The following is a 20,746-nucleotide window of genomic DNA, read 5'->3' as shown; positions in this document are numbered from 1 at the left end:
TTGCTTACTTGAAGGCTACCGCCTTGCCGGAGGTGTCCTTGATGTTGCCCCAGGACTTGTAGATCACGTCCTTCACGCTGGCAGGCATCGGCACGTAGTCCAGGTCGGTGGCAGTCTTGTCACCGCTCTTGTAAGCCCATTCGAAGAACTTCAGTGCGGTGGTGGCCTGGGCCGGCTTGTCCTGCGACTTGTGCATCAGGATGAAGGTGGCGGAAGTGATCGGCCATGCATCCTTGCCCGGCTGGTTCGTCAGGATCTGGTAGAAGCTCTTGCTCCAGTCGGCGCCGGCAGCGGCGGCCTTGAAGGTCTCGTCGTCGGGCGACACGGCGGCGCCGTCGGCATTGACCATCTGGGTGTAGGTCATCTTGTTCTGCTTGACGTAGGCGTACTCGACGTAGCCGATGGAGTCAGGCAGGCGGTTCACGAAAGCGGCGACGCCTTCGTTGCCCTTGCCACCCGCACCGGTGGGCCAGTTCACGGCCGTGCCTTCACCGACCTTGCTCTTCCAGTCGGCGCTGACCTTGCTCAGGTAGTTGGTGAAACCGAAGCTGGTGCCCGAACCGTCGGCGCGGCGAACCACGGCGATCAGCGAGTCGGGCAGCGTCACGCCGGAATTCAGCGCGGCGATGGCCGGATCGTTCCACTTGGTGATCTTGCCGAGGTAGATGTCGGCGATGACCGGGCCGCTCAGCTTGAGCTGGCCGGGGGCGATGCCCTTGATGTTGACGACGGGCACGATGCCGCCGATGACGGTGGGGAACTGCACCAAACTCTTGGCGGCCAGTTCTTCGTCCTTCAGGGGCATGTCGGATGCGCCGAAGTCGACGGTCTTGGCTTCGATCTGCTTCAGGCCGGCACCGGAGCCGACGGACTGGTAATTGATGCGGACGCTGGTGGACTTGTTGTAGTCGGAAGCCCACTTGGAATACAGGGGAGCCGGGAAGCTGGCGCCTGCGCCGGTGGCTTCTGTCTGGGCTTGTGCGCTGACGGCGCCGAAAGCAGCAGCGGCAGCCAGAGCGGCGATCAGGGTCTTGTTCATGCGTTCCTTCTTTCGATGGGTAAGGGGACTGGAGCGAATGTAGAAATGCTTCATGACGGCTTCGTGACTTCGATGACAGCGTTTTTCGCCCTGCGGCGCATTCGTCACGCAAACGTCACATGCTGCGCCTAGCCTCGCCCCACCCTTCTTCCGCCCGAGTGGGCCTACACTGCGTGCGGCTTATTTCCTCGTATCCCTGGCCCCATGCAAGACGGACTTCCCCTCGCCGCAGTCGATCTCGGCTCCAATAGTTTTCGCCTCGAGATCGGGCGCTTCGACACCGACGGCCGGCTTCAGCGCATCCAATATCTCAAGGAAACCGTGCGTCTGGGCGGTGGCCTCGACGCCTCCGGTCGCATCTCGCTCGAGGCGATGCAGCGCGGCTGGGATTGCCTGGCCCGCTTCGGCGAACGCCTGGGCGAGTTCGCGCCCGGTCAGGTCCGGGCCGTGGCCACGCAGACCTTGCGCGAAGCTACCAATCGAGCCGAGTTCATCGAGCGCGGTGCACGCCTGCTCGGTTTTCCGATCGACGTCGTCTCCGGGCCCGAAGAAGCGCGGCTCATTTACCAAGGCGTGGCGCATCTGCTGCCGCCGTCGGAGGAACGCCGGCTCGTGGTCGATGTGGGCGGTCGCTCCACCGAGCTGATCCTGGGCCGAGGCCTGGTGTCGGCCGCGGTCGCATCATTTCCGGTGGGGAGCGTGGCCTGGTCCCAGCAGTATTTTCCGAACGGGCGCTTCACCACGGAAGCGTTCGCCCGCGCCGAGGTGGCGGCGCAGGCCGTGCTCGACGAAGCCCTGCAGGTGTTCGGGCGAGGCGCCTGGGACGTGGCCTACGGATCTTCCGGCACGGCAGGCGCCGTCGGCTCGCTGGCCGCAATGCTCGGACTGCCCGTCGGCACGATCTCCGGCGCCGGACTGCAGGCGCTCAAGGCGATGCTGCTGCAGGCCAAGACGATCGACGGATTGCGCCTCGAGGGCATCAAGGAAGACCGCAAGCCGGTGATCGGTGGCGGTGTGGCGGTTCTCTGCGCGGTGTTCGACCTGCTGGACATCGACGAGATGCAGGTCGCGCAGGGCGCGCTGCGCCAGGGTGCGCTCTACGACCTGCTCGACCGCGAGCAGCCCAACACCGACCTGCGCGCGGCGTCGGTCGACGCCCTCGCCCGTCGCTTCCAGGTGGACGAGACCCAGGCCGACCGCGTGAGCCGCGTCGCGGCCGCGCTGCATCGCAATCTGCAGCCGGAGGCCGCTGCCGACCATGCCGAGCGCGAAGCCCGCAAGCTGCGCTGGGCGGCGCGCCTGCACGAGGTCGGCTGCCTGGTGGCGCACGACGACGCCCACAAGCACGGCGCCTACATCCTGGCCAACGCGGACGCGCCCGGCTTCTCGGTGCCGGAGCTGGAGCGGCTGTCCGAGCTGGTGCTCGCCCAGCGCGGCAAGCTGCGCAAGGTCGAAGACTCGCTCACAGACGACGGTTTTGCGCGCCAGGTGCTCAGCCTGCGGCTGGCGGTGGCGCTGTGCCATGCGCGGCGTGAGCCTGATCTCACCGACCTGCGGCTGGCGCCATCGAAGAACGGCACCGGCTGGTCGCTCGCCTGGAGCAATAGCTGGGAAAAGCAGCATCCGCAGTCGGCGCACCTGCTGCGCGAAGAGTCCCAGGCGTGGATGAAGACGGAACGGTCGCTGTCGGTCGCCGGGAACTGAGCCACACCGGGGGGGGGAGTGCCGGGCCGCACGCGCGCGCCTAACGGAGCGGGAAGACAGGGTTGGGCGGCTCGCGGCGCGATTTTTTCTGGCGAGCCTTCTGTCGCTCGCAACGCCTCATCAGTCGCCCCAGATCCCGTGCATTGGCGGGCTCCAGCACCATTGCCGGGGCGGCCATGCCGATTTCGGTGAGCGCACGGCGCAGTGGTTCCAGGCTCACCAAGGCGTAATCCGGTTCGCAGGTGTTCGAATCGACCCGCACCTCGTCTTTTGGCTGGTAATGGCCTGAGCGGTCATCGGCATAGAGCACGGAGTTGTTGCGGAACTCCAGAAGGCCGGCGGCGTGCACGTCGTGGCCACAGGCGATGTCCGAATGGTGGACGGCGTCCGTGGCCTGTGGGTTGGAGCCATGTTCCTCCGGATGAACCACGATTTGGCCGGTTTCCGCATCCCACACGTAGATGTAGCGGCCGTCTGGCAGCTCGACGCCCTTTTGCAGGATCCGGGAACCGGGCAGTTGCAGCGCATGCGTCGGATAGCTGCGACCGTCCTGCTCCGCCATCAGGTTGCGGTAGCGAGGCGCGCCTATCGAGGCGCGGAAGGTCCGACCCGCCAGGGACGCGCCCGTCGTGCCGCCGAGCAAGTGAAAGCAGTACAGGAAGAACAAGGCATTCCTCATCCATCCGGAAGCGGCGCCAGGTGGGCTCGGCTGAAACTTGACCGGCACACGGGCAGCAGCCTTCCTGTTGAAGCGCTTCAGCAGCTTTTCGGCCAGATCCTCGAAAGTCTCGAAGCGCGGCGGATGCGGCGAACGCCGGCTCGATACGAGCCGCCCGAGCAAGGCACGCAGCGCGGCCAAGGTAGCGGGGGCCAGTTTCCGGTCTTCGAACTGGGGAAGAATCTCTTCCCAGACGCGTTCGATCGATAGGTGCCAGCCGTCGATGTCGATGACATCGGCACCCTCGAAGTCCGCCGCCGACGCGCCGCCCGGCGCCCCGGCGCCCGTCAGGAGCTGCGCCAGCGGTCCGTGCGACGCTGTGGAGTCAGCGCGATCCGCGTCGGAAGATTCGAAGGCCCGGGCCTGGCGCGCGTGAAACCCGGATGGCCGGCGCCCGGGCAACGCGGCGGGCGTGGGGTTGACTGGCAACATGACAATGACCCTGGCGGGCAAAACCGCCAGTCTCCCCTGTCAACCCGGTTCCGTCGGGCCCGATGCGAAGCCCGAACTTTCTTGAACGAAGGCGGCCCTCAGAGAAATTCCGGCGTCTGCACCGTGACGACCACGGTCTGCTCGGCAGGTTCGCCCTCGCGCTGACGGCTGCGGTGACGCAACCACCAGACCGCGCCCTTGCGGATCGCGCAGTCGCTGGCCTGCAGGCCCAGCAACTGGGCGATGGTGCGGCCCAGCATCGGCTGATGCCCCACCACCAGCACGGCGCCGCGGGCATGCGGCCACTGCACCACGCTCAGCAGGTCTTCCGGCGTGCTCTCGGGCAGCAATTCGGCGCGCAGCTTGTACTTGCGGCCCAGCGCGATGGCGGTCTGCTCGGTGCGCCGAGCGGGGCTGGCCATCATGCGCAGTCCCTCGGGCAATTGCCGATCCAGCCATTGCGCCATGCGAGCGGCCTGCTTTTCGCCACGTGCGGTCAGCGCTCTTTCCAGGTCGGGAATGTTCTCGTCGCGTTCCGCGGCTTCGGCGTGGCGCCAGAAGATGAGATCCATCATGCGGCTCTTTCTCGCCGGTTGGCCGGCGTGCGGTATCGGTCCATCAGGGCCGCCTGTGCGGCGTGGTCACCGTCGGGCACCGGCTCGGCGCAGCGGTAGCGGCCGTCGGCGTCGAGCGTCCAGGCATCCTTGCTGTCGTGCAGATAGGCCACCAGGCATTCGTCGACGATGCGGGTGCGCAGCGCCGGGTCGTTCACCGGCCAGGCGAGCTCCACCCGCCGCAGCATGTTGCGGCTCATCCAGTCGGCGCTGGAGAGATGAAGCTCTTCGCGCCCGTCGCAGCGGAAGTAAAAAACGCGCGTGTGCTCCAGGAACCGGCCGATGACCGAGCGCACCCGGATGTTGTCGGTCACGCCGGGCTGCTGGGCCGGGAGCATGCACGCACCACGCACGATCAGGTCGATGCACACGCCGGCCTGGCCGGCGTCGATCAGCGCGCGGATCAGCCGCTCATCGGTCAGCGCGTTCATCTTGACGACGATGCGGCTGTCGAGGCCGGCACGGGAGGCCGCCGCGCAGCATTCGATGCGCTCGACGAGTCCGTCCTGCAGATGGAAAGGCGCGAGCAGCAGCTTCTTCAGGCGCGGCAGCTGGTTCTGGCTGGCCAGATGGGCGAAGACCGCGTCCATGTCGGCGGTCATGTCGACGTCGGCGGTGAGATGGCTCAGGTCGGTGTAGAGCCGCGCGGTGCGTGCGTTGTAGTTGCCGGTGGAGAGGTGGCCGTAGCGGCGCAGGCGCTTGCCCTCGCGGCGGGTCACCAGCAGCATCTTGGCGTGCGTCTTCAGGCCGACGATGCCGTAGACCACCTGCGCGCCGACCGACTCCAGCGCCTCGGCCCAGTTGATGTTGGCCTCTTCGTCGAAGCGCGCCTTCAGCTCCACCACGGCGGTGACTTCCTTGCCCTGGCGCACCGCCTCGGTCAGCAGATCGATCATGACCGACTCGGAACCGGTGCGGTAGATGGTCTGCTTGATCGCCAGCACCTGCGGATCGTGCACCGCCTCGCGCAGGAAATCGACGACGCCGTCGAAGCTCTCGAAGGGCTGGTGGATCAGCACGTCGCGCTCGCGCAGCTGCGAAAAGATCGAAACGCCGGTGCGCAGGCCGACCGGCTGGGCCGGCGTCCAGCGCGGATACAGCAGGGCCGGGTCGTTGACCAGGTCGATCAGCTGCGTCAGCCGCACCAGGTTCACCGGGCCGTGCACCCGGTAGAGCGCCGCTTCCGGCAGGCGGAACTGCCGCTGCAGGAAGTCCAGCAGATGTTGCGAGCAGCCCGACGACACTTCCAGCCGCACCGCCTGGCCGTAGTGCCGCAACGTGAGGCCACGCCGCAGCGCGGTGCGCAGGTTCAGCACCTCGTCCTCGTCCACCGCCAGATCCGAATGACGGGTGACGCGGAACTGCGAGAACTCCGTCATCTGCCGACCGGGGAAAAGCTCGCCCAGATGCGCGCGGATGACGCTCGACAGCATCACGAAGGACGCTCGCCCCCGCGCCACGTCGGCGGGCAGCTTGATGAGCCGCGGCAGCACCCGCGGCACCTTCAGGATTGCGATCTCGTTCTCGCGGCCGAAGGCATCGCTGCCCTGCAGACGCACGATGAAGTTGAGCGACTTGTTGGCGACCTGCGGAAAGGGATGCGCCGGATCGAGCCCGATCGCGACCAGCAGCGGCGCCACCTCTCGATGGAAGTAGTCACGTACCCATCTGCGCTGGGCATGATTGCGCGCGCCGTGCGACAGGATATGGATGCCGCCGGCGGCAAAGGCCGGAACCAACGAATGGTTGTAGAGCGAATACTGGCGCTCCACCAGCTCGTGCGCGGCCTGGGCGAGTGCCTCGAACACCTCGGTCGCCTCGCCCGGCTTGTCGCCGTCGGCAAGTGCCGCCGCCAGATGCGGCGCGGCACGGACCTCGAAGAACTCGTCCAGGTTGGACGACACGATGCATAGGTAGCGCAGGCGCTCCAGCAGCGGAATGTCTTCCCGCGTCGCCCAGTGGAAAACCCGCTCGTTGAAGGCCAGGATGCTTCGATCACGATCGAGCAGGGCCAACGGCTTGGGCACGATCGGTGCGTGCGCCAGCTCGGCGGGCGGTGCGTTGACAACGCTCGCCTCCGACGGTTCGGTCAGGGTCGAAGTCGTCTCCGGAATGGCCGGCGCCGGAGAAACCAGAGCCGGCGCCGGCAGGGCGGCCGGATCAGGGGTGGCGGAGGAAAAAGTTGTCATCAGGGAGAAAAAGGGCAAAACCGGCCAGGACTGCGCAGTGCGGTCCTGCCGGCCGACAGCATGCCTTCTAGCCTGCTTCCTGCGTGTGACGACTCCATGACATTACCAAGACATCTGTCATGACAGCTGAATTTGGTAACAATCCGCGCGTTCAGCCAAGAAAATGGCGGCGATAACGCGCTGGAAGGTCACCGGTCCGCATGAGCATGGGCAGATCGGCGGTGTTGAAGTCCGGATCCCACGCCGGTGCGCCCAGCAGCTTGGCGCCCATCCGCAGATAGCCGCGGATCAGTGCCGGCGGCTCCACGTCGAGCGTGTCGTCGAGCCGCTCGATCGGCAACGGCAGGCGCGGCCACACCCGCCACTCGACCGGCGCGAGGTGGGTCTGGCTGAGTTGCCGCCAGATGCTGGCCGCCGCATCGCCACCGGCCACGCCGTTGTGCACCATCGGAACGCTGGCGCAGCCGATCATGGTGTCGAGCTTGTTGCGCGCCATGAAACCGGCGAGCGCACCCCAAAGGGCCATGATGACGCCGCCACTGCGGTGGTCCGCATGCACGCAACTGCGGCCGAGCTCGACCATGCGGTCGCGTACGCTGCGCAGGCGAACGAGGTCGAATTCGGTGTCGCTGTAGAAACTGCCGGCGCGCCGGGCCTGTGCGGGCGTCAGCACGCGGTAGGTGCCGACCACCGGGCCACCCGCGCCCGCCCGCACCAGCAGATGCTCACAGTAGTCGTCGAACAGGTCGAGGTCATGACCCGGGATCGAGGCCTCGACCCGCGCGCCCATCTCGCCGACAAAAACCGAATGGCGCAGGCGCTGCGCCTCGCGGACCTCGTCGAGGTGGCGCGCCCAGCAGATCTGGAGTTCGACCTTGGGCTCCGCCGGCACGACGATCGGGTTTGAAACCGGCACACCCGCCGATTTCGGCAACGCAAGGCCGGTGGCCTGGACGGGCAGCAAGGCCATCAGGCGCTGCGAAATGCCGGGCGAAAGCGGAAAGGTGGGGTTGGGCAACTCACGCATGCACGTCCTCGTCTTCATGGTATGCGAGGAGTCTCTGCCCGGCACATGACATGTCCGTGGCCCATCCGTGACCACGCGGTGACCGCCGTGTCGGCCACCTGGCGCCCTATCGCAGCGCCACGAATCGCGCGCCGTCAGCCGACCTCGGCTTCGACCGCTGCCACCAGGCGCTCGGCGCAGCGTTGCGCCAGACCGGCCTCTCGTGCCTCGACCATCACGCGCAGCAAGGGCTCGGTACCGCTCGCCCGGATCAGCACGCGCCCTTCACCGTGCAGCTCGGTCTCGACCTCCTGGCGTACCGACTCGAAGGCCGCGCTCTGCGCCCACGACCGGCCGCCGGCGAGGCGCACGTTCAGCAAGGTCTGCGGGAACAAGGCGACATCGCCCAGCAGTTCCGCCATGGTTCGGCCGCTGCGCAGGCAGGCCTGCAGCACTTGCAGCGCACTGATCAGGCCGTCGCCGGTGCTGTGCTTGTCCAGTGCCAGCAGGTGGCCCGAGCCTTCGCCGCCGAGCAGCCAGCCGCGCGCATCCAGTTCCTCGAGCACGTAGCGGTCGCCCACGCGCGCACGGACCAGCTCCACCCCCCGACGCCGGAAGGCCAACTCGATCGCCATGTTGGTCATCTGCGTGCCGACCACGCCGAGCGACGGGTCGCGCGCATCCGGCCCCCGCAGGGGCTCGCCGGCATCGAGCCGCGCACAGGCGACCAGATAGAGCAGTTCGTCGCCGTCGTACAGGCGGCCGTTGCCATCGACCATCATGAGCCGGTCGGCATCACCGTCGAGCGCGATGCCGAAGTCCGCCCCACGGCGTTTCACCTCGGCCACCAGCGCCTGCGGATGCGTGGCACCCACACCGTCGTTGATGTTGAGACCGTCAGGCTTGCAGCCGATGGACTGCACCTCCGCGCCGAGTTCGTGAAAGACCTGCGGCGCAATGTGGTACGCCGCGCCGTGCGCGGCATCGACCACGATCTTCAGCCCGCGCAGGGTCAGTGCATTCGCAAAGGTGCTCTTGCAGAACTCGATATAGCGACCGGCCGCATCGCTCAGGCGGCGGGCCTTGCCGATCACCAGGGAATCGGCCCAGGCAGGTGGTTCTTCCAGGGCCTCTTCCACCGCCAGTTCCCAGGCGTCGTCAAGCTTCGTGCCGTGGGGACCGAAGAACTTGATGCCGTTGTCGGCAAACGGATTGTGGCTGGCACTGATCACCACGCCCAGGCTGGCCCGCAGCGCGCGGGTGAGATAGGCGACGCCCGGTGTGGGCAGCGGTCCGAGCAGCACCACGTCGACGCCGGCGGAATTGAAGCCGGATTCGAGTGCGCTTTCGAGCATGTAGCCCGACACCCGGGTGTCCTTGCCGATCATGACCTGCGGCCTGCTTTCCGTGCGTCGGAGAACACGGCCGACGGCATGGGCGAGCCGCAGCGCGAAGTCGGCGGTGATGGGTGGCCGGCCCACGGTGCCACGAATGCCGTCGGTGCCGAAATACTTGCGTGCCATGTTCGTCTGGGGTCTCTCGTTGTAATCGGAATATTCAACCGGCCGTTGCTTGCTGCCGTGTGGCCGCGAGCACCTGCAGCGCCGCTACGGTGTCCGCCACATCGTGGACACGCAAAACCGTCGCCCCGCGCTCCGCCGCAAGCACCGCCGCGACCACACTGGGCACCATGCGCTCGTCCACCGGCAGACCAGTCACCGAACCGAGCGAGGACTTGCGCGACCAGCCGGCAAGTATCGGATAACCGCTCGGCACCGCTTGCTGCTGGCGTGCCAGCAACGCGAAGTTTTGTGACACGGTTTTTCCGAAGCCATAGCCCGGGTCGAGCACGACGCGATCCGCCGCGATGCCTGCCGCCGCCAGGCGCTGCACCTGCGCTTGCAGAAAGTCATGTACCTGCGGCACCACGTCGCCCTCCATCGGCAGTTGCTGCATCGTGCGCGGCTCGCGGTGCATGTGCATCAGGCAAACTCCGCAGGACGAATGGCCCTGTACGGCCTCCAATGCTCCCGGATCACGCAGCGCCAGGATGTCGTTGACGATATCGGCGCCCAGATCGAGCGCGGCGCGCATCACCTCGGCCTTGTAAGTATCGACCGAGATCGGCACCTGGAACTTCACCGCCTCCCGGATCAAAGGCACCACCCGCGCCAACTCATCGGCGAGCGAGACCGGCGGGCTGCCGGGACGGGTCGATTCACCACCGATATCCAGCATGTCGGCCCCCTCGGCCAGCAGCTTTTCGCAATGGCGCAGGGCGCCTGTCAGGTCGTCGTGCCGGCCACCGTCCGAGAAGGAATCAGGCGTGACGTTGACGATGCCCATCACGCGGGGCTCCCGCAGATCGATGCGGAATCGCGAGGTTTGCCAGAACATCGATATGAATCAGGAATGCGGTTGCGCGGGAAGCGAAAACGGGGCCGAAGCCCCGTTGTCTGTGTGAGCGGCGAGCCTGATGCTCAGGCCGCGCTGGGCGCCGGATCGGTTCCGACTGCCGCGTTGCCGCCGCCCGGTTTGTCGCCGCCGTTGTTCGGCGGAATGCGCGGAGTCCAGTCCTTCGGAGGACGGGGCTCGCGGCCGGCCATGATGTCGTCGAGCTGCTCAGTGTCGATGGTTTCCCATTCGAGCAGAGCCTTGGCCATGGCGTGCATCTTGTCGCTGTGTTCCTCGATCAGGCGACGCGCCAGCGAGTACTGCTCGTCGATGATGCGGCGCACCGCGTCGTCGACCTTCTGCATGGTCTGCTCACTCATGTTGGTCGTCTTGGTGACCGAGCGACCCAGGAACACTTCACCCTCGTTCTCGGCGTAGACCATCGGGCCGAGCGCCTCGCTCATGCCGTACTTCATCACCATGTCGCGGGCCAGGTTGGTGGCGCGCTCGAAGTCGTTGGAAGCACCGGTCGTCATCTGGTGCATGAAGACCTCCTCGGCGATACGGCCACCGAACAGCATGCTGATCTGGTTGAGCATGTAGTCGCGGTCGTAGCTGTAGCGGTCCTGCGCCGGCAAGCTCATGGTCACGCCCAGCGCACGGCCACGCGGAATGATGGTGACCTTGTGCACCGGATCGCACTTGGGCAGCAGCTTGCCGATGAGCGCATGGCCGGACTCGTGGTAGGCCGTGTTGCGGCGTTCTTCCTCGGGCATCACCATGCTCTTGCGCTCGGGGCCCATGAAGATCTTGTCCTTGGCACGCTCGAAATCCTGCATTTCGACAGTGCGGGCATTGCGACGAGCCGCCATCAGCGCAGCCTCGTTGCAGAGATTGGCCAGATCGGCGCCGCTCATGCCGGGCGTGCCGCGTGCGATGATGGACGGATTGACGTCCTGGCCCAGCGGAACCTTGCGCATGTGCACGTTGAGAATCTGTTCGCGGCCGCGAATGTCTGGCAGCGTGACATAGACCTGGCGGTCGAAACGACCGGGGCGCAGCAGTGCGGCATCCAGAATGTCCGGGCGGTTGGTAGCGGCCACCACGATCACGCCGAGGTTGGTTTCGAAGCCGTCCATCTCCACCAGCATCTGGTTGAGTGTCTGCTCACGTTCGTCGTTGCCGCCACCGAGGCCGGCACCGCGCTGACGACCGACCGCGTCGATTTCGTCGATGAAGATGATGCAGGGAGCGTTCTTCTTGGCGTTCTCGAACATATCGCGAACACGGGCAGCACCCACGCCAACGAACATTTCGACGAAGTCGGAACCGGAGATGCTGAAGAACGGAACCTTGGCCTCGCCGGCGATGGACTTGGCCAGCAAGGTCTTGCCGGTACCCGGAGGGCCGACCAGCAACAGGCCGCGCGGAATACGACCGCCGAGTTTCTGGAATTTCTGCGGATCCTTCAGGAAGTCGACGACCTCCTTGACTTCTTCCTTGGCCTCGTCGCAGCCGGCGACGTCAGCGAAGGTGACGGTGTTGTTGTTCTCGTCGAGCATGCGTGCCTTGCTCTTGCCGAAGCTGAACGCCCCGCCCTTGCCGCCGCCCTGCATCTGGCGCATGAAATAAACCCAGACGCCGATCAGCAGCAGCATCGGGCCCCAGCTGATCAGCAGCGACACGAGCAGCGAACCCTCTTCACGCGGCTTGACGTCGAACTTGACGTTGTTGGCGATCAGGTCGCCGACCAGGCCACGGTCGAGGTAGGTGGCGGTGGTGCGCACCTTGCGGTCGTCGTTGGTGGTGGCGACGATTTCGCTGCCGCCGCTCTGGCCTTCCTGGATGGTGGCACTCTTGATGCGGTTGCTGCGCACTTCCTCGAGGAAGTCCGAATAGCCGATGTAGCCGGCGCCGGCGGCACCGCGGGCGTCGAACTGTTTGAAGACAGTGAACAGCACCATGGCGATCACAAGCCAGACGGCGATCTTCGAAAACCACTGATTGTTCAAGCGAGGCTCCGGTCGGATACGTGGGGGGACATGGATGACCTATGTGTGACGCATTCTAGGCGTTTCAAGGTGCGAGACCGGCAATTTGGCCGGCGCTGTCCTTAGGGGACGCACGGGCTTTGGGGATATTGCGGGCCGCTCAGGGCCGCATTGGATCTTTCAGTCCGATGCCGACGAGGAAGGTCTCGGAAGACTTGTCCCGGGAGGCCTTCGGCTTGACCACTTTCACCACCTTGAAAGCATCTTTGAATACTTTGACGAAGTCGTTGTAACCACTTCCGTGGAAGACCTTGGCGACGAGCGCACCTTCGGCGACGAGGTGCTGGCGCGAGAAATCCACCGCCAGTTCGATCAGATCGAGGATGCGCGCGGCGTCCGACGACGCAATACCGGACAGGTTGGGCGCCATGTCCGACACCACCACGTCAACCGGCTTGCCGCCGACCGCTTCCTCGAGTTTCGCCAGCACCTCCGCCTCGCGAAAGTCACCCTGGATGAACTGCACGCCCTCGATCGGCACCATCGGCAGCAGGTCGAGCGCGATGATGGTTCCGTCGAGCGCGCCCGCCGCGGCGCCGTCCGGCGAAAACCGCCGCCGCAGGTACTGGCTCCATGCGCCGGGAGTGGACCCGAGGTCCACCACCGTCTGGCCGGGGCGGATCAGACCGAGCAGTTCGTCGATTTCCTTGAGCTTGTAAGCCGCCCGCGCCCGGTAGCCTTCCTTGGCGGCGAGCTTGACGTAGGTGTCGTTGACGTGGTCGTTCAGCCAGGCCTTGTTGACCTTCTTGCTGTTGGTCTTGACCTTCACTGCGCGCCCTCGAAATTGAAAGGACGGCACACGGGCCGAAGGCCGATTGGGGGATACATGGGCATAAGCTTGGATAATACGGCCCATGCCCCTGATTTCCCTGACCCCCGCCCAGCGCCGCGAAAAGCGCGCCGATGCCCATCACCTCAACCCGGTGGTGATCGTCGGCTCCGACGGCCTCACTCCTGCTGTCCAGAAGGAGATCGACGCCGCGCTCGGTGCCCACGGCCTCATCAAGGTGCGCGTCGCTTCCGACGACCGCGCCGGCCGTGAACTGATGTTCCAGTCCCTCGCCGCCGAACTCGGCGCTGCTCCGATTCAGCACATCGGCAAGCTGCTGGTGCTGTGGCGCCCTCCCGTCGAAAAGGCCCGCGCCGAAGCCGATGAAGACCGCATGCCCGGCCCGAAGGACGTGAAAGTGCTGAAGTACGGCCGCGGCGGCCAGCGCCCCGAAGTGAAGACCCTGCGGGTGCTGGGCAACCAGCGGCTCACCTCCGGCGGCACGATCAAGCGCGCCAAGGTGCTGCAGAAATCGATCAAGAAACGCCAGGCCGATTGAGGTGGTTCGCGCCATGGATGCGATGGGGCGCCAGCGCCACGTTCTGTGCATGAAGTGGGGCAATAAATACGGCCCCGAATACGTCAACCATCTCTACGGCATGGTACGGCGCCACCTGAGCGGCGACTTCCAGTTCGTCTGCCTGACGGACGACGCGAAAGGCATTCGTCCCGAGGTGAAATGCCTGCCGCTGCCGGAGATGCCGCTCAAGCCCGAGAAGCCCGGCGTGCCCGATCGCGCCTGGCGCAAGCTGAGCACCTTCGTGGCCGACCTGCACGGCCTGCAAGGCACCGCGCTCTACCTGGACGTGGACGTGGTGGTGGTGGGCAGCCTCGACGGCTTCTTCGAGGAACCGGGCGAATTCCTCATCATCAAGGACTACAAGCGTCCTTGGCGGGTTACCGGCAACTCATCGGTCTACCGGTTCGAGATCGGCGCCCACATCGACGTGCTGGCCACCTTCCAGGCCCACGAGGACGAGATTCGCCTGCAGTTTCGCAACGAGCAGGCCTATCTCTCCGACTACCTCCATCGCCAGGGCAAGCTCCGCTATTGGCCCAAGCGCTGGTGCCCGAGCTTCAAGTACCACAGCATTCCGCGCTGGCCTTTGAACTACTTCACGGAGCCGGCCATTCCGAAGGACGCACGGGTGGTGATCTTCCACGGCGAATGCAATCCGCCGGATGCCCTGCACGGTCAGCGCAATCGGCGCTTCCGCTTCATCCAGCCGGCTGGCTGGGTGGCAGAGCATTGGAAGGACTAGGGCGTCAGCCCTGGGCAGGTTTGTTGTCATTGGGCGTCAGCAGACGCCATAGCGCCAGGCCCGCACAAGCCCATTGGCAAAAATAGAAGGCGGTGCCGACCGCATGCCAGAGCTTGAGGTTCTCCCGCGCGACGATGCGCGGCGACACGGCGAACTCCGACAGCAGCGCCAGCAGCAGCCCCGCCAGCACCAGCGCGACCCAACCATAGGCCGGGAAACCGCCGCCATCGCCGCCATCGCCGGAACGACCTCGTCCGCGAGACGCCACGATGAGCAGCATGGCGCACACCGCCGAAATCCACGTCTGCCCACTGAACAGATGGGCCGCCGTATTGCCGGCGAGCGCTGCCGGCTGCAGGTGCGCGAAGAGCATCGGCACCACGAAGAATCCGACCGTGCCGAGACTGCCCCACCAGAGCGCAGCGGCCAGGATGCAGAAACGCCGGTTGTGGATCATGTCGCCAGCCGCGCGGGACATCAGGCGTAGCGGACCGCGACGATCTCGTAATGGCGCACGCCGCCCGGCGCCTGCACGCTCACGCTGTCGCCCTCTTCCTTGCCGATCATGGCGCGGGCGATGGGGCTGGACACGTTGATCAGACCGAGCTTCAGGTCGGCTTCGTCTTCACCGACGATCTGGTAGGTAACCTGGTCGCCGCTGTCTTCGTCCTCGAGTTCGACGGTTGCGCCGAACACCACCTTGCCATCGGCATCCAGCGACGAAGGATCGATCACTTGCGCCGCAGCGAGCTTGCCTTCCACTTCCTGGATGCGGCCTTCGATGAAGCCCTGGCGGTCCTTGGCCGCGTCGTACTCGGCGTTCTCGCTCAGATCGCCTTGCGCACGAGCTTCGGCGATCGCCTGGATGACGCCGGGACGGTCCACGGTCTTCAGCCGGTGCAGTTCGCTCTTGAGTTTTTCAGCTCCGCGCTTGGTGATGGGAATGGTCGCCATGTGTTCTTCTCTCCAAAAACAAAACGCCGGACGGGATAGGTCCGGCGGTGAAATGAGTGAGGGCTTTTTCCGCTAGGGAACGAGCGGATGCCCTGCCAGCCGCGTCAGGATCGCAAGCGGACTGGATGATGGATTGTATTGCGCCTCGACTGGCAAATGCAGGGTCTGCTCCATCATGAACTGGCCCGACATGACCGCGTGCGGCGTCTGGTCGGAAAAGCAGACCCACGCCGATCCGGCGGCGAAAGGCATGGTCACCTGCCGCGCGTTCTTCTGGTAATCGGCATCGCCCTTCATGCCGTCGTGCAACTGCAGCATGAGGTGGTCGTATTCGCTGCGAAACGACTTGGTGATGCCGAGTCGCTTCAAGCACTGCGCCTGCCAGGCGCTGTATGGTTTGGCACGTGGCAGGTAGCGGCGGGCGACATCTTCGAAAGGCTCGCCCACCCGCCAGGTACGGGGCTGGCCCATCGGATTGATGTTGGCAAAGACACGCAGGATGCGCTCGCCCCGGTTGGGCCGGGAAGGAAAGGCATCGACATGTAGCCGCCGGTCGTCCGCGCGCCAGGACTGCGCCCGGCCCTGCACTTCGGCTGGCCGGAAGCTGGTGGGCGCGATGCGCAGATGCGGCTGGTAAGCCGGCAGCAAGCCATGCACCAGGGCCAGCGCCCCGTCGCGGAAGCGGCCGATCATGCCGGCCAGCTCGGCCTGCTCCGCCAGGGAGGCGTCGGCACCCTTGAGCGTGCCGTCGGCATCCAGGCTGATGTTGCGCTTGCCCTTGGCCAATAGCTCCGGCCGGAGCAACGCGGCCTCCTGCGGCCAGATCGTGAAATGCAGGCTCGGAAAATACAGCACCTTGCCGGCCTCGACCGCGGCGATCAGGGCGGCATCGGCCTCGGCCGCCTTCCAGTCCGCCAGGTCGCGTTCGACGATCTGTTTTTCCACGAGCCGCGTTCCCGGTCAGGCCGTGAGTTGCGCGTGCATTTCCTGCACCGAGATCACGCCCAGGCCGTCGACATGCGCCAGGCCTTCGACCGCCGCCTCGGCGCCCGAGATGGTGGTGAAGGTAGTGACACGGGCCAGCAGCGACGAGGTGCGGATCTGGCGCGAGTCGGAGATCGCGTTGCGGCGCTCTTCGACCGTGTTGACCACCATCACGATCTCGTTGTTCTTGATCATGTCGACCACGTGCGGCCGGCCTTCTGTGACCTTGTTGACCACCTCGACCGGAATGCCCGCCGCCGAGATCGCCCCGGCCGTACCCTTGGTCGCGACCAGGCTGAAGCCCAGCTGAACCAGCTGGCGCGCCACTTCGACGGTGCGCGGCTTGTCGTTGTTCTTGACCGTCAGGAAGACCTTGCCTTCGCGCGGCAGCTTGGTGCCGGCGCCGAGCTGGCTCTTGACGAAGGCTTCGCCGAAGGTCTTGCCCACGCCCATGACCTCGCCGGTCGACTTCATTTCCGGCCCGAGGATGGTGTCCACGCCCGGGAACTTGACGAACGGGAAGACGGCTTCCTTGACGCTGAAGTACGGCGGCGTGACTTCCTTGGTGATGCCCTGCGACGCCAGCGATTGCCCGGCCATGCAGCGTGCGGCCACCTTGGCCAGTTGCACGCCGGTCGCCTTGCTGACGAAGGGCACGGTGCGGGATGCGCGCGGATTGACTTCGAGCACGTAGATCACGTCCTGCCCGTCGACTTCCTGGATCGCGAACTGCACGTTCATCAGGCCGACCACGTTCAGCGCGCCGGCCATCGCGGCCGACTGACGCTTGAGCTCGTCGACCGTGGCGGCCGACAGGTAGTACGGCGGCAGCGAACAGGCCGAGTCGCCCGAGTGCACGCCGGCCTGCTCGATATGCTCCATCACGCCGCCGATGAAGGTGGCGCCGGTGTTGTCGCGGATGCAGTCGACGTCGCACTCGATGGCATCGTTGAGGAAGCGGTCGAGCAGCACCGGGGAATCGTTGCTGACCTTGACCGCTTCGCGCATGTAGCGCTCCAGGTCACGCTGTTCGTGGACGATTTCCATCGCCCGGCCGCCCAGCACGTAGCTCGGGCGCACCACCAGCGGATAGCCCAGCGCCGCGGCCTTTTCCAGGGCCTCGGGCTCGGTGCGCGCGGTGGCGTTGGGCGGCTGGCGCAGGCCCAGCTCGTGCAGCAGCTTCTGGAAGCGCTCACGGTCTTCGGCCGCGTCGATCATGTCGGGCGTGGTGCCGATGATCGGCACGCCTTCGGCTTCCAGGCCGAGCGCGAGCTTGAGCGGCGTCTGGCCGCCGTACTGCACGATCACGCCGACCGGCTTTTCCTTGTCGACGATCTCCAGCACGTCCTCGAGCGTCAGCGGCTCGAAGTACAGACGGTCGGAGGTGTCGTAGTCGGTGGAGACGGTTTCGGGATTGCAGTTGACCATGATGGTCTCGTAGCCGTCCTCGCGCATCGCCAGCGCGGCGTGCACGCAGCAGTAGTCGAACTCGATGCCCTGACCGATGCGGTTCGGCCCACCGCCCAACACCATGATCTTCTTGTTGTCGGTCGGATCGGCCTCGCACTCGTCCTCGTACGTGGAGTACATGTAGGCGGTGTTGGTAGCGAACTCCGCCGCGCAGGTGTCCACCCGCTTGTAGACCGGGCGCACCTTGAGCGCGCGGCGGGCTTCGCGCACCGCCTTTTCGCTGGTCTTGAGCAGCTTGGCCAGGCGACGGTCGGAGAAGCCCTTGGACTTGAGCGTGCGCAGCGTGGTCGCGTCGAGCGCTGCCAGTGCGGCGTCACCCTTGTCGATGGCGAGCTGGTCGAGTTCGAGCTCGATTTTCACGATCTCCTCGATCTGCACCAGGAACCACGGGTCGATCTTGGTGAGCGCGAAGACCTCGTCCACGCTCATGCCCTGGGCGAAGGCGTCACCCACGTACCAGATGCGCTCGGGGCCGGGCTCGCCCAGTTCCTTTTCGAGCACTTCGCGGTCCTGGGTCTTTTCGTTCATGCCGTCCACACCCACTTCCAGGCCGCGCAGGGCTTTCTGGAAAGACTCCTGGAAGGTGCGGCCCATGGCCATCACTTCGCCGACGGACTTCATCTGCGTCGTCAGGCGGCTGTCGGCGGTGGGGAACTTCTCGAACGCGAAACGCGGGATCTTGGTGACGACGTAGTCGATGCTCGGCTCGAACGACGCCGGCGTGGCGCCGCCGGTGATGTCGTTGCGCAGTTCGTCGAGCGTGTAGCCGATCGCCAGCTTGGCTGCCACCTTGGCGATCGGGAAGCCGGTGGCCTTGGAGGCCAGCGCCGACGAGCGCGAGACCCGCGGGTTCATCTCGATGACGACCATGCGGCCGTCCTTCGGGTTGATGGAGAACTGCACGTTGGAGCCGCCGGTGTCCACGCCGATCTCGCGCAACACGGCCAGCGAGGCGTTGCGCAGGATCTGGTATTCCTTGTCGGTCAAGGTCTGCGCGGGCGCCACGGTGATGGAGTCGCCGGTGTGCACGCCCATCGGGTCCAGGTTTTCGATGGAGCAGACGATGATGCAGTTGTCCGCCTTGTCGCGGACCACTTCCATCTCGTACTCCTTCCAGCCGAGCAGCGATTCTTCGATCAGCAGTTCGTTGGTGGGCGAGGCTTCCAGGCCGCGCTTGCAGATGACCTCGAATTCTTCGGCGTTGTAGGCGATGCCGCCGCCGGTGCCGCCCAGCGTGAAGCTGGGGCGGATGACCGTCGGGAAGCCCAGGCCCTTCTGCACCGACCAGGCCTCGTCCATGGAATGGGCGATGCCCGAGCGCGCCGAGCCCAGGCCGATCTTGGTCATCGCGTCCTTGAACTTCAGGCGGTCCTCGGCCTTGTCGATGGCTTCGGGCGTCGCGCCGATCAGTTCCACCTCGTACTTGTCGAGCACGCCGTGGTGCCACAGGTCGAGCGCGCAGTTCAGCGCGGTCTGGCCGCCCATGGTGGGCAGGATCGCGTCGGGACGTTCCTTGGCGATGATCTTCTCGACCGTCTGCCAGGTGATCGGCTCGATGTAGGTCACGTCGGCAGTGGCCGGGTCGGTCATGATCGTCGCGGGATTGCTGTTGATCAGGATGACCTTGTAGCCCTCTTCCCGCAGCGCCTTGCAGGCCTGCACGCCGGAGTAGTCGAACTCGCAGGCCTGACCGATGACGATCGGGCCGGCGCCGATGATGAGAATGGATTTGAGATCTGAACGCTTAGGCATTTTTGCTCCCGCAGGACCGCTCCAAGGGAGCAAGCCCCCCCTCGGGGGGCAGTGAAACGGCGAAGCCGCGAACGTGGGGGCTCATGGTTTTTGCTTGTCCATCAGGGCTGCGAAACGGTCGAACAGATAGGAAATATCGTGCGGACCGGGAGAGGCTTCCGGATGGCCCTGGAAGCAGAAAGCGGGCTTGGACGTGTGTGCCAGGCCTTGCAGCGTGTTGTCGAACAGGCTGATGTGGGTCGGGCGCAGCGTGGCGGGCAGCGACTCGCCGTCCACCGCGAAACCGTGGTTCTGGCTGGTGATGCTGACGCGGCCGTTGTCGAGGTCCTTTACCGGGTGGTTGGCACCGTGGTGGCCGAACTTCATCTTGTAGGTCTTGGCGCCCATGGCCAGGGCCATGATCTGGTGGCCGAGGCAGATGCCGAAGGTGGGAATGCCGGCTTCGATCAGCTCGCGCGCGGCGGCGACCGCGTAATCGCAGGGCTCCGGGTCGCCGGGGCCGTTGGCCAGGAACACGCCGTCCGGTGCGAGCTTCATGACTTCGGCGGCGCTGGTCTGCGCGGGCACCACGGTGATCTGCGCGCCGCGCTCGGCGATCATGCGCAGGATGTTCTTCTTGACACCGTAGTCGAAGGCCACGACGTGGTGCCGCGGCGCGATCTGCATGCCGTAGCCCTCGCCAAGCTTCCACTCGGACTGGGTCCACTCGTAAGGTTCCTTCACGCTCACGACCTTGGCCAGATCGAGGCCGGCCATGCTGGGCGCACCCTTGGCCTGCGCGATGGCACGGTCGATCTGCGCCTGGCTCGGCTGCTCGCCTGCCGCCAGGCCCACGATGCAGCCGTTCTGCGCGCCCTTGCTGCGCAAGTGGCGGGTGAGCTTGCGGGTGTCGATGCCGGCGATGGCGACGGTGTTCTCGCGCACCAGGTATTGGGTGAGCGTGAGCGTTTGGCGGAAGTTGGATGCGACGAGCGGCAGATCCTTGATGATCAGGCCAGCGGCGTAGACCTTGTCGGCTTCGATGTCCTCGTCGTTCACGCCATAGTTACCGATGTGCGGATACGTCAGGGTGACGATCTGCTGGCAGTAGCTGGGGTCGGTGAGGATTTCCTGGTAGCCGGTCATCGCGGTGTTGAACACCACTTCGCCGACTGTGGAGCCGGCGGCTCCGATCGATTGGCCGAGAAAGACTGTGCCGTCTGCAAGCGCCAGGATGGCGGAAGGGAATTTTCCCTGTAGAGACATGAGCACTGGGTTTCTCCGGATGGTTACGGTCGCCCGGCGCGGCTTCGCGCCCGGTAAGGCTCGAAGTGGCTGCTCGTCAAGAGGGAGGAGGCTTTGGCGCGAA

The 20,746-nt window shown here is 65.7% G+C and carries 17 protein-coding genes; 3 read left to right on the top strand and 14 right to left on the bottom strand.

The window, feature by feature from the left end; all coding sequences use genetic code 11:
- Positions 1-4: 4 nt before the first annotated feature.
- On the bottom strand, positions 5-1,039 hold the full coding sequence (pstS, locus tag R9X41_RS08735; RefSeq protein WP_318634485.1) for a phosphate ABC transporter substrate-binding protein PstS: 1,035 nt from the start codon (positions 1,037-1,039) through the stop codon (positions 5-7).
- A 204-nt stretch (positions 1,040-1,243) separates the two neighbouring features.
- Between pstS and R9X41_RS08730 the strand changes: the two genes are divergently transcribed.
- Positions 1,244-2,743, top strand: coding sequence for a Ppx/GppA phosphatase family protein (locus R9X41_RS08730; protein WP_318634484.1), 1,500 nt, complete (start codon positions 1,244-1,246; stop codon positions 2,741-2,743).
- A gap of 40 nt (positions 2,744-2,783) precedes the next feature.
- Here the strand turns inward: R9X41_RS08730 and R9X41_RS08725 are convergent, their stop codons facing one another.
- The 8 genes from R9X41_RS08725 to R9X41_RS08690 all read right to left on the bottom strand — a co-directional run bounded on the left by R9X41_RS08725 (position 2,784) and on the right by R9X41_RS08690 (position 12,916).
- Complete coding sequence (locus R9X41_RS08725; RefSeq protein ID WP_318634483.1) at positions 2,784-3,893, bottom strand: hypothetical protein; 1,110 nt, start codon at positions 3,891-3,893, stop codon at positions 2,784-2,786.
- Positions 3,894-3,991: 98 nt separating this feature from the next.
- On the bottom strand, positions 3,992-4,468 hold the full coding sequence (locus R9X41_RS08720) for a SixA phosphatase family protein (RefSeq protein ID WP_318634482.1): 477 nt from the start codon (positions 4,466-4,468) through the stop codon (positions 3,992-3,994).
- The gene (gene ppk1 / locus R9X41_RS08715; RefSeq protein ID WP_318634481.1) at positions 4,465-6,696 is read right to left on the bottom strand and encodes a polyphosphate kinase 1; all 2,232 of its coding nucleotides are present in this window, start codon (positions 6,694-6,696) and stop codon (positions 4,465-4,467) included. The genes R9X41_RS08720 and ppk1 overlap by 4 nt, the downstream gene beginning before the upstream one ends.
- Positions 6,697-6,847: 151 nt before the next feature.
- Positions 6,848-7,723, bottom strand: coding sequence for a GNAT family N-acetyltransferase (locus R9X41_RS08710; protein WP_318634480.1), 876 nt, complete (start codon positions 7,721-7,723; stop codon positions 6,848-6,850).
- Positions 7,724-7,857: 134 nt separating this feature from the next.
- On the bottom strand, positions 7,858-9,225 hold the full coding sequence (glmM, locus tag R9X41_RS08705) for a phosphoglucosamine mutase (protein ID WP_318634479.1): 1,368 nt from the start codon (positions 9,223-9,225) through the stop codon (positions 7,858-7,860).
- 34 nt (positions 9,226-9,259) lie between these two features.
- On the bottom strand, positions 9,260-10,099 hold the full coding sequence (gene folP / locus R9X41_RS08700; RefSeq protein ID WP_318634478.1) for a dihydropteroate synthase: 840 nt from the start codon (positions 10,097-10,099) through the stop codon (positions 9,260-9,262).
- An 83-nt stretch (positions 10,100-10,182) separates the two neighbouring features.
- Complete coding sequence (gene ftsH, locus R9X41_RS08695; protein WP_318634477.1) at positions 10,183-12,108, bottom strand: ATP-dependent zinc metalloprotease FtsH; 1,926 nt, start codon at positions 12,106-12,108, stop codon at positions 10,183-10,185.
- Between the two features lie 139 nt (positions 12,109-12,247).
- Positions 12,248-12,916: an RlmE family RNA methyltransferase gene (locus tag R9X41_RS08690; protein WP_318634476.1), complete on the bottom strand. Its 669-nt coding sequence runs from the start codon at positions 12,914-12,916 to the stop codon at positions 12,248-12,250.
- 85 nt (positions 12,917-13,001) lie between these two features.
- On the opposite strand from R9X41_RS08690, the gene R9X41_RS08685 reads away from it, so the two are divergent.
- Positions 13,002-13,475: a YhbY family RNA-binding protein gene (locus tag R9X41_RS08685; protein ID WP_318634475.1), complete on the top strand. Its 474-nt coding sequence runs from the start codon at positions 13,002-13,004 to the stop codon at positions 13,473-13,475.
- Positions 13,476-13,488: 13 nt separating this feature from the next.
- Positions 13,489-14,238, top strand: a complete 750-nt coding sequence (locus R9X41_RS08680; protein WP_318634474.1) for a glycosyltransferase — start codon at positions 13,489-13,491, stop codon at positions 14,236-14,238.
- Between the two features lie 4 nt (positions 14,239-14,242).
- Here the strand turns inward: R9X41_RS08680 and R9X41_RS08675 are convergent, their stop codons facing one another.
- The 5 genes from R9X41_RS08675 to carA form a co-directional block, all read right to left on the bottom strand.
- On the bottom strand, positions 14,243-14,716 hold the full coding sequence (locus R9X41_RS08675) for a DUF4149 domain-containing protein (RefSeq protein ID WP_318634473.1): 474 nt from the start codon (positions 14,714-14,716) through the stop codon (positions 14,243-14,245).
- A complete protein-coding gene (gene greA, locus R9X41_RS08670; protein ID WP_318634472.1) occupies positions 14,716-15,192 on the bottom strand; it encodes a transcription elongation factor GreA in 477 nt (158 codons plus the stop codon). The genes R9X41_RS08675 and greA overlap by 1 nt, the downstream gene beginning before the upstream one ends.
- Before the next feature lie 72 nt (positions 15,193-15,264).
- Entirely contained in the window at positions 15,265-16,137 is an 873-nt protein-coding gene (locus R9X41_RS08665) for a Kdo hydroxylase KdoO (protein ID WP_318634471.1), read from the bottom strand.
- Positions 16,138-16,152: 15 nt separating this feature from the next.
- Positions 16,153-19,398, bottom strand: coding sequence for a carbamoyl-phosphate synthase large subunit (gene carB / locus R9X41_RS08660; RefSeq protein WP_318634470.1), 3,246 nt, complete (start codon positions 19,396-19,398; stop codon positions 16,153-16,155).
- 81 nt (positions 19,399-19,479) lie between these two features.
- Positions 19,480-20,649 carry a glutamine-hydrolyzing carbamoyl-phosphate synthase small subunit gene (gene carA, locus R9X41_RS08655; RefSeq protein WP_318634469.1) on the bottom strand — a complete coding sequence of 390 codons (1,170 nt, stop codon included), beginning with the start codon at positions 20,647-20,649 and terminating at the stop codon, positions 19,480-19,482.
- Positions 20,650-20,746 lie beyond the last annotated feature (97 nt).

The sequence above is a fragment of the Xylophilus sp. GOD-11R genome (genome assembly GCF_033546935.1).
Lineage (GTDB): Bacteria > Pseudomonadota > Gammaproteobacteria > Burkholderiales > Burkholderiaceae_C > Xylophilus.
This window is presented reverse-complemented; position numbering and strand designations above follow the sequence as displayed.